Annotated in this window: 3 protein-coding genes; all 3 read right to left on the bottom strand. The window is 73.3% G+C overall.

The features are described 5' to 3' along the window. Nucleotides 1-131: 131 nt before the first annotated feature. The 3 genes from ACFY9V_RS30725 to ACFY9V_RS30715 all read right to left on the bottom strand — a co-directional run bounded on the left by ACFY9V_RS30725 (nt 132) and on the right by ACFY9V_RS30715 (nt 9,650). Nucleotides 132-3,785: a glycoside hydrolase family 3 C-terminal domain-containing protein gene (locus tag ACFY9V_RS30725; RefSeq protein WP_391163843.1), complete on the bottom strand. Its 3,654-nt coding sequence runs from the start codon at nt 3,783-3,785 to the stop codon at nt 132-134. A 233-nt stretch (nt 3,786-4,018) separates the two neighbouring features. Beyond that, a complete protein-coding gene (locus ACFY9V_RS30720; RefSeq protein WP_391163842.1) occupies nt 4,019-6,280 on the bottom strand; it encodes an ROK family protein in 2,262 nt (753 codons plus the stop codon). Further along, nucleotides 6,273-9,650, bottom strand: coding sequence for a glycoside hydrolase family 38 C-terminal domain-containing protein (locus ACFY9V_RS30715; RefSeq protein ID WP_391163841.1), 3,378 nt, complete (start codon nt 9,648-9,650; stop codon nt 6,273-6,275). The genes ACFY9V_RS30720 and ACFY9V_RS30715 overlap by 8 nt, the downstream gene beginning before the upstream one ends. Nucleotides 9,651-9,761: the final 111 nt, after the last annotated feature.

Here is a 9,761-nt window from a genome sequence, read left to right as displayed (position 1 = left end):
TTAGCTCGGTGGGTGCGGGGGCCCCCCCGGGGGGGGGCCCGGGGGGGGGCGGCGGGGGGCGGGGGGGCGCGGGGGGCGGGGGGGGGGGGCCCCCCCCCCCCGGGGGGGGGGCCCCCCCCCGCCGCTGCGTGTCAGCCGCCGATCGCGATCGAGAACAGGTGCATGGCGACCTGGTGGTCGACCTGCGTCTTGCTCACGTTGGGCAGGGTGATCGCCTGGACGGTCTTTCCGGGCAGCAGGTCCACGGTGGCCGCGGAGATGTGCACGGTCTGCTGCTGCTGTCCGCCGCCGTTGTTGAGGTAGGGCGTGCTGGCGGCGAAGTCGCTGCCCTGCGACGGTGATCCGGCCCACCAGTCGGACAGGGCCAGCGCGTAGGTCTGCGTGGTCCCGTCGGTGTAGACGATGGTGCCGGTGCCGGAGGTGGCGCCGAAGGCGCTGGTGCCCACAAAGCCCAGCTTGGTTCCGGTGCCGGTGATCTCGACGGCCTGGCCGCCGGCCACGGCGTTGTCGGGGTCCCCGGTGCCCGCGGTGGCGGGCCAGGGGAAGGACACCCCGTCGTGGTCGGTGTTCTGGCCCGCGTGCCAGCCCAGGGCGGCCAGCGCCTGGAGCGAGAAGCTGGCGCCCTCGCCGTCCAGGCTGCCGGTCGTGGTGTGGGCGTCGTCGCTGATGCCGGAGTTGTTGTAGGCGGCGGTCAGTGACGCGTACGGCACGGTGACGGGTGCCTGGGCGCTCTCCTCCCCCGAGGGGGTGATGACGGTGGCGTCCAGGGTGAAGCTGTCGGGGTCCGCACCGGCCGGGACGGTCACCTGCCAGGTGGTGGTGGCCTTCTGGCCCGCGCCGACGGTGTCGAAGGTCGCCGGGCTGGTGGCCGTGGCCGTCCAGCCCGCCGGGGTGGCGAGCGTGACCGACACGTTCCGCACCGCGGACGCGGCGCCGTTGGTGTAGGTGGTGGTCGCGGTCAGGGTGCTGCCCGCCTTGGCGATCGGCAGCGCCTTGAGCGTGAGGGTGCCGCGGACCACGACCGGGGTGGAGCCGGTGACGCCGCCCACGGTCGCCGAGACGGTGGCGACGCCGTCGGCCACGGCGTGCACCAGGCCGTTCTTGTCGACGGTGGCGACCGCCGGGTCACTGCTGCGGTACGTGACCTTGGCGGTGGACAGGTCGACGAAGGACTGGTCGTTGTTGACGGCCTCCACGACGTCGTCCGCGGTGACGGACAGGTCGCGCTGTTCCTTCGCCGGGTTGGTGTCGTCCTTGATCCACTTGTTCTTGCCGGTGAGCGAGAAGGTCTGGCCCGCGTCGTGGACGACGCTCTCGGGCTGCACGGTGACGTAGCGCACCTTGGGCGTCAGAGTGCCGCTGATCCTCACGTTCGCGGTGCCCGCCGGGTGCGCGGAGTCCGGGCCGAGCCGGAACGCGTAGGTGCCGTTGTGGACGGTCTGCCGGGAGCTCTTGGCGTCCCAGAAGGACAGGTCGGCGGCCTTGACGGTGATGGTCAGGTGCTGGCTCTTGCCGGGCCCCAGCACCTTGGTCTTGGCGAAGCCCGCCAGCCGCTTGGCGGGCAGTTCCACGCCGGGGACGGTGAAGGGGGTCGCCGCGTAGAGCTGCGCGACCGTGGCGCCCGCCGTCTTGCCGGTGTTGGTGACGTCCACGCCGATCTTCACGGTGCCGTCCGGCGTGATCTGCGTCTTGTTGGCGCTGACCGAGGTGAAGGAGAAGGAGCTGTAGCTGAGTCCGTAGCCGAAGGGGTACGTGGGGGCGCCGGTGAAGTACTGGTACGTACGGCCGAGGCCGCCGGTGGCGCTCGGGGTCAGCCCGTAGTTCTGCTTGTCGGGGAGCTGTGAATCGTCCTTGTACCAGGTGAAGTTGAGGTGCCCGGACGGGTTGACGTCGCCGAAGAGCACATGGGCGAGCGCGGTGCCCTGCGACTGGCCGTTGTAGCCGCTGAAGACGATCGAGGAGACCGGTGAGCCGGCGGCGGCCTCCTTCTGGATGTCGACCGGGCCGTCGGACTGGATGACCAGGGCGAGCTTGTCGGTGCCGAGCGCCGACGTCTGGTCGATCAGCGACTGGTAGTTGCCGGGCATGTTCAGGTTGTCGCGGTCGTTGCCCTCGTCGCCGTTGGCCTGGGTGGTGCCGACGAACAGCACCACGAGGTCGGCGGCCTTGATGTCGGCCTTGGTCTTGTCGGAGAGCACCGCGGCGGCGGTGCCGGTGGACGAGGTGCCCGCCGCGTCGTAGACCACGGACGCCGTGGGGTCGATCGCGTGGATCTCGTTCTGGATGCCGCGCAGCGGGCTGGTCCGGTAGGTCGGGTCACCCGAGTACAGGCCGAGCGTCGCGGTGTTGGCGAGGTCGCCGAGGACGACGACCTTCTTGGTGGTGGCGGGGTCGGCGGGCAGCAGTTTGCCGCCGCCCGAGGCCCGCTTGTCGTTCTTCAGCAGCACCAGGGAGTTGTCGGCGACCGTGGTGGCGAGCGCCTGGTGGGCCGGGCTCTCGATCTGGTCCTTGGTGATGTTCGTGTACGACACCGCGCTCGCCGGGTCGAACTCGCCGGTCTCCATGCGGATGGTGAAGACCTTCACCAGGGCGGTGTCGACCACGCCCTCGCTGAGCGCGCCCGCCTCGATGGCCTCCTGGATGTTGGCGGTGGTCGCCTCGTCACCCGTGCAGTTGAGGTCGGTACCGGCCCGCAGCGCGTACGCCTGGCCGCCGGCCTGACCGGACATCGTGGTGCCGGTGGCGGTCTCGGTCCACGTCGGGTTGTCCTTGTGGTCGGTGGTCCAGCCGGGCGGCGCCCAGTCGTGACCGCCGGGGAACTGCCGCCAGTTGGTGCTGACCGCGCCGCAGTCGGAGGTGATGTACCCGTTGAACCCGTAGGTGCGCTGGGCGAGTTGGTTGGTGGTGTAGGTGTCGGAGACCGACGGGGTGCCGTTGATCGCGTTGTACGACGTCATGAGCCCGGACACGTGCGCGTCCTCGATCAGCGAGCGGAACTGCGCGGTGTAGTAGTCGCGCAGGTCGGTGTCGTTGACGTCGGAGCTGATGCCGGTGCGGTTGTCCTCGACGTTGTTGAGCGCGTAGTGCTTGGCGGTGGAGGCGACCTTCAGATAGCCGGTCTTCGAGGTGCCGTCGGGGTTGTTGCCCTGGTAGCCGTCGACGAACTGGCCGGCCATCTGCCCGACGAAGTACGGGTCCTCGCCGAACGCCTCGTCGGTCCTGCCCCAGCGCGGGTCGCGGTCGAGGTTGACTGTCGGCGCCCAGTAGGTCAGCGAGCCGTAGTCGTCGGCGGACGGGCCGAGGTTGTTCTGGCCGGTGCCGAAGAGCGACTTGTCGACGAAGCCGCGCACCTCGTCGGAGATCGCGGTGCTCTCCTGGTAGAGCAGCGCCGGGTCCCAGGACATGGACGAGGCGAAGTTGGTCGGGAAGCTGGTGGCGTGGACGCCGCCCTGCGCCCCGCCGTTGTTCTGGTTGGCCCCGAGGGTGTTGACGCCGTGCTGGCCCTCGCTCCAATACGTGTACTGCTGGACGCCCAGCCGGGGGATGGCGGGGCCGCTGTTGGTGCTGAGCTGCTGGACCTTCTCCTGCAAGGTCATCCTCGACACCAGGTCGGCGGCCCGCTCCTGGAAGGAGTAGTGGGTGTCGAGGTAGACCGGGGTGGCGGCGACCGCCTCCTGTGGGGTGTTCGCGGCCGCGCTCGGGCCGAAGCCCGCCGTCAGTCCGATCGCACACGCCATGGCGCAGACCGCGGCCAGTCCCGCGCGTCGGCGCTTTCGCTCGTCCATCCTGCCTCCGTCGTCATCGAGCAGCATCGAGCAGATGCCGGTACCGACTTCGGTGCAAGTCCGAAGGAAGTCCGGGTCTCGCGTCATCAGTTGGGCAGTGTGTTGCCATCTTTGACGCAGCGTCAAGACAAAGAACGCGATCGGACCGGCATTTTTTGACTTCTCGCTGCAAAAAGCTGGAAGCGGGCTGCTCACCGGCCTGTGCCCGGAGCCGGTCCGGGCTCGGGTCGCGGTCAGGGCCGCTCGCGCCCGCGCAGCCGGGGGGTGAACGTGGCGTGGAAGATGGTCGACGCGGCGCCGACGGCGGCGGCCTCGGCGCTCAGCACCGAGCGCTCCACCTCGACCCGGCGCAGCCTGCGGGCGGTGGGGAATTCGTTGACGGCGCGGCCGATCTCGTCCAGGTAGAAGTCGGCGACGTCGTCGGTGAAGAACGGGCCGCCGAGCACGATGAGGTCGATGTCCAGGAGGTCGACCAGGCCGAGCGCGCCGCGTCCGACGGCGCCCGCCACCTCGCGCAGCGCGGCCGTCGCGGCCGGGTCACCGGCCGCCGCGGCCCGGCCGACCTCCCGGTAGGCGGCGGTGCTGCCGCGGGCGGCGTCGGCGGCGGGCAAGCCGCGGCGGACCGCGAAGTCGGTCACGGAGACCGGCGGATTGCACTCGGGCAGCAGCTCGGGCCGCCCGTCGGCGTCCACCCGGCCCAGCGCGATGGCGCAGAGCTGCCCAAACTCACCGGCGTTGGCGCTGACGCCCCGGTAGAGGTCGCCGTTGAGGTAGAGCCCGGAGCCGACGCCCGTACCGAGGTAGAGGTACGCGAAATCGCGGGCCCTGCGGTCGCGGCCGATCCACCGCTCCCCCGCCGCCGCGGCCAGCGAGTCCTTCTCGATGATCACCGGGCACGGGAAGTGGTCCTTGAGGAGGTAGAGCAGCGGCAGGTCGTTCCAGGCCGACAGCAGCGGCGGGCCGAGCACCGTACCGGAGGCGATGTCGACCGGGCCCGGCACCGCGACGCCGATGCCGAGGAAGCCGTCCTCGCGGACCGCGCCGCCCGCCTTTTGCAGCGTCTCGCGGCCCAACTCAACCACCTGCGCGACGAATTCGGCCGGGTCGATGTCGGCGCTCACCGGCCGGGTGCGGGTGCAGACGATCGCGCCGTCGAGGTCGATGACGACGGCGGTCAGCACCTCGGGGTCGATGTGCAGGCCGAGCGCGTGCGCGGCGGTGCCGCTGAGCCGCACCGGGGTGCGGGGCTTGCCCGAGGTGGCGCGCCGCTGCGCGTCCTCGACGAGGATGCCGCGGTCGAGCAGCGAGCGGGCGATCCGGGAGACCGACTGCTGGGTGAGTCCGGTGCGGTGGGCGATCTCGCCGCGGGTGATGGTGCCGGACAGCCGGACGGTCTCGATCACCACGCACTCGTTGAAGGAGCCGAGGTCGATCTGGTTGACGCCGCTGAACGAGGGCGGGTGCGCGACGGCCTCGGGGGTGTGCGGGGCGCGCAGGTGGCCCGCGACGTTCTCGCGCAGCCAGCGGACCGGGCCCGGCGCGCCCGCGGTCTGCCGTTCCAGCGCGGCGACCAGGTCGAGGTAGACCCGCCGGGAGGACTCGGGGTGGCTGGTGCTGTCCAGGGCGATCATGGCGCGCAGGAAGCCGCGCCAGGTGGAGCGGGCCGGGAGCTGGTGGAAGGTCACCGGCGTGGTGCCGGGCGGGGGCGCGGAGATCCGGCCGGTCTCCCAGAGGGTGATCGCGTGCAGGGCGATGTCCGGGTGGTGTTCGGCCGCCGCCGCGAGGTAGCCGGTGAGCCCGAGCGGCGGCGGGCCGCCGGGGTCCGGGGCCACGGCCAGGCGCATCCCGTCGAGGGCCCGGCCGAGTCCGGCCAGGACGTCCTCGCCGATGACGGTGGCCGCGGGTCCCGGCGCCGGGGCCGCGGCGCGGGTGCCGGCGAGCAGGACGGCGCCGCGCGCGTCGGCGTACAGGCCCATCACCCACACGTCGGTGCCGGGCAGCGGCGGTCTGGTCGGTACGTGCGGAGCGGGTGTCGTCTCGTCCGCGGTGAGCTGCCAGCGGCGTCTGATCGCGGCCACCGTGGCGTGGGACAGGCCCAGTTCGCGGGCGATGGCCCGGCTGGCGCCGCTGCCGCCGGGCGCGAGCAGTGCCCGGGTGACCACCTCGGCCTCGTCCACGGTGGCGGGTCTGCCGGTGCGGGGCCGCTGTTCGAGGCCGCGCAGCCCCGCGCTCTGCCAGCGGTGCCGCCAACTGCCCACGGTCTGCCGGGAGACGCCGAGCCGCCGGGAGATCTCGGCGTCCCGCAGTCCTTCGGCGGCGAGCAGGACGACCCTGGCGCGGGTGGCCAGCGGACCGTCGCCCGCGGCCCACTGGCGCAGCAGGTCCCGCGTCCGCGCGTCCGGCGGTCCCGGCGGGCGCCGCTCGTCGGGGAAGGTGGGCAACGCCCTGTCCTGCGACGGCACTTCGGGGAGCGGCGAGTGGGGTGTTTCAGGCAACGCGGCCCTCCTGGCCTTCGCGGGGGCGGACCAGCCGCAGGGTGAGGACCTGGAACGGGCGGAGCGTCAGCGGGGTGCGTCCGTCGTCGTGCGGGTGGTCGGCGAGCCGTTCCTCCAGCAGATCCGTCTCCTGGACGGCCGTCGCGGGGAAGCCCGCGGTCAGCACGGTGCGGGCCCGCCCGCCGCGCGACTCGTACAGCCGGACCACGACGTCGCCGCTGCGGTCGTCGGCGAGTTTGACCGTCTCGACCACGACGTCGGGGTGGTCGACGGCGACCAGCGGGGGCGGTGACGCCGCGTCAGAAGCGTTGCCGGGAGGGGAATCGGGTCGGGTGACGGCGCCGGTGTCCGGGCCGGGGCGCAGCGGCAGGTGCAGCGCGTAGCCCTCGGAGACGGCGTCGTCCACGTCGGCGCCGGGCCGCAGCCGGTGCCGGAAGCGCTGGAGTCCGCGGTCGGCGTGCGGGTCGGGGCTGCGCGGGGCGCGCAGCAGCGTGCTGCGCACGACGGTGGTGGTGCCGCCGTCCTCGCGGGTGTGCCGTGTCACGTCGTAGCCGTACGTCGAGTCCCCGGCGAGCGCGACGCCCCAGCCGTGCTCGCCGACGTGGATCCAGCGGTGCGCGACCGACTCGCGGCGGGCCGCGTCCCCGTCGGTGTTCCCGTGCGTGGGGCGCGCGACGTGGCCGAACTGCGTTTCCGCGCGGCTGTGTTCCGCGTGCACGTCCAATGGCCAGGCGGCCTTGAGCACGGTGTCCTGCTCGCGCCAGTCGACCTCGGTGTCGACGGTCAGCGCGTGGCTGCCCGCGGTCAGCGTCAACTCCTGTACGACGGTGGAGCGTCCGGTGCCGCGCAGTATCCGCAGCCGGGCCAGCAGCGGTCCCGCGGCGGTGACCTCCACCCGGTCGGCCCGGTCCAGATCGCGGGACCCGGCCGCCGGGGCGTAGTGCGCCGCGCTCCAGCCGCCGGGCTCGTCGCGGTGCAGCTGGAGCAGATTGCCCGCCGCGCCGGGCGCGATGGCCTCGCGTCCGGTGCCGAGGTCGGCGGCGGACCGCACCAGACCGGCCGCGTCGACCCGTATTCGCAGCAGCCCGTTGTCCAGGACGTGGCCGCCGTCCGCGCCCGCCGTCACGGTGACCGGGGCGAGGTCGCCGAGCGCGATGCCCGCGGGTCCTGAGCCGTGCGCCGGGGCCTGCGCGAGGACCGCGAACCGGCCGTCGGACAGCGGCTGTACGGTGCCGGGCCGCGCCGCACGAGGCTGTGCGGTGCCGGGTCGGGCGGTGCCGGGCTGTGCGGTGCCAGGCTGTGCGGTGCCGGGCTGTGCGGTGCCGGGCTGTGCGGTGCCAGGCTGTGCGGTGCCAGGCTGTGCGGCGTCGAGGGGAAGAGTGCCGGTCAGGAGCGTGCCGGGCACCGGGCCGTCCTCCGGTTCGAGGACGACGACCTCGCGGCGGGCCCGCGGCCCCGCGTTGAGCACGGTCGCGCCGTCCGGGTCACCGACCGCCCGCCGGATCAGCCGTTCCAGCCTGCGCCGTACGTCCCGGTGGGTCTGCTCGGCCTCCTCGTGCACCCAGGCGATCGACGTGCCGGGCAGGATGTCGTGGCACTGCTGGAGCAGCACCTTCTTCCACAGCCGCTCCAACTCGTCGTAGGGGTACGGGATTCCGTGCCGTACGGCGGCGGTCGCCGACCACAGCTCGGCCTCGTGCAGCAGCGCCTCGCTGCGCCGGTTGCCGCGCTTGGTGCGCGCCTGGCTGGTGTACGTGCCCAGGTGCGGCGCGAGGTCGAGTTCGCCGCGCCACACGGGGGCGGCCGGATGCTCGGCCTGGGCGTCGCGGAAGAAGCGGGCCGGGGCGCCGAGGGTGACGCGCGGCGCGCCGTCGAGGTCGGCCAGGCGGCGGGCGCGCTCCAGCATCGACCGGTCGGGGCCGCCGTCGCCGCGGCCGAAGGGCAGCAGGGAGCGGGTCGCGTCACCCTTGTCGGCGAAGTCGTCCACGGACCGTACGAGGTCGCCGCCGGTCAGCGCAGGGGCCTCGGTTCCGCGTTCGCCGTCGGTCCCGACCGGAGCGAGGTGCGCGAAGAGCCTGGTGCCGTCCAGGCCCTCCCAGCGGAAGGTGTGGTGCGGCAGCGCGGAGCCGCGGCCGGGCTCCGGGCGGCGGCCGAGGAACCAGCGGGCGCCCGCGAGCGCGGCGAGCTGCGGGAAGGCCGCGGACGCGCCGGAGGCGCCGGGCAGCCACACGCCGTCGGTCTCGGTGCCCAACTCGTCGCGGAAGAAGCGCCGTCCGTGCACGAGCTGGCGCACCAGCGCCTCGCCGCCGGGCAGTTCGGTGTCGGCCTCCACCCACATGCCGCCGACTGGCGCCCAGTTGCCGTCCGCGACCGCCTTGCGTATCCGCTCGAAGACATGCGGCTGGTGGTCCTTCATCCAGGCGTAGTGCTGCGCGCTGGAGGCGGCCACGACCAGTTCGGGGTACTCGTCGGCGAGCGCGGCCATCGTGCTGAAGGCGCGGGCGCGTTCGCGGACCGTCTCGCGCACCGGCCACAGCCGGGCGGAGTCGAGGTGCGCGTGGCCGACGGCGGTCACGGTGTGCGCGGACTCGTGGGCGCGCTGGGCGAGCACGTCGGTCAGCAGCGTACGGGCGTATCCGGCGGTGCGGCCGACGGCCCGCGGGTCGACGGCGTCCAGGGCGCGTTCCAGCGCGAGCCGGATCTCGTGCCTGCGCGGCTGCTGTTCGGGCAGCGCGCGCATCAGCCCTTCGAGGGTCTGCACGTCGTGGACGAGCTGCCAGACGTCCTCGTCGCGCACGGCGAGGTCGGCGCGGCGCAGCCGGTACAGGAGGGTGTCGCCCGCGGTGGCCGGGTCGCCGTACCGGGTGCCCGCGCCGCTGCCCGCCGCGATCCGCGGGTTGGCGGCGGCCTCGACCAGCAGCCGTACGGACGAACCGGCGGTGGCGGAGCCGGCGATCAGGACGGCGCCGAGGCCGGGGTGCAGGCCCTGGAGCGGGATGCCGTGCGCGTCGTGCACCAGGCCCTCGGCCGGGCCGCCGGAGGCCCCGGTCCAGGCCCCGGTTCCCTCCCCCGTCCCGTCGTCGGGCCCCGAGCCGAGGTCGAACAGCGCCTCGACCCGCCGCCCGGCCCAGCGCTCCGGCACGGTGGCGTGGACGCTGAACCAGGTGGTCGCCCAGGGGCGCCCCCACGCCTCGCCGACGGCGAACGGCGTGTAGTCGGCGCGCAGCGCGACCTCGGCGGGGACGGGCTCGCCCGCGATGTGCCAGGCGCCGACGTCCATGGGCAGCTTCTGCGGGTAGAGCGCGGGGCGCAGCCGTTCGGCGAGGAATGCGGCTATGCGCTCTTCGCCGGACTTCATCCGGTCATGCATCGGCAGCCCTTCCTGTCCAGCCAGTAACCGCCATGTAAAACCATGTGTGTTATCAAGTCAACGCCTCGCGCGAATTCCTTCTTCTCGCAGGTCGTGACCTGCAACTATCAA

It is taken from the genome of Streptomyces sp. NPDC008317, from assembly GCF_042955955.1.
GTDB lineage: Bacteria > Actinomycetota > Actinomycetes > Streptomycetales > Streptomycetaceae > Actinacidiphila.
Note: the sequence above shows the minus strand (reverse complement) of the source record. Positions and strands in the feature narration are given on the sequence as shown.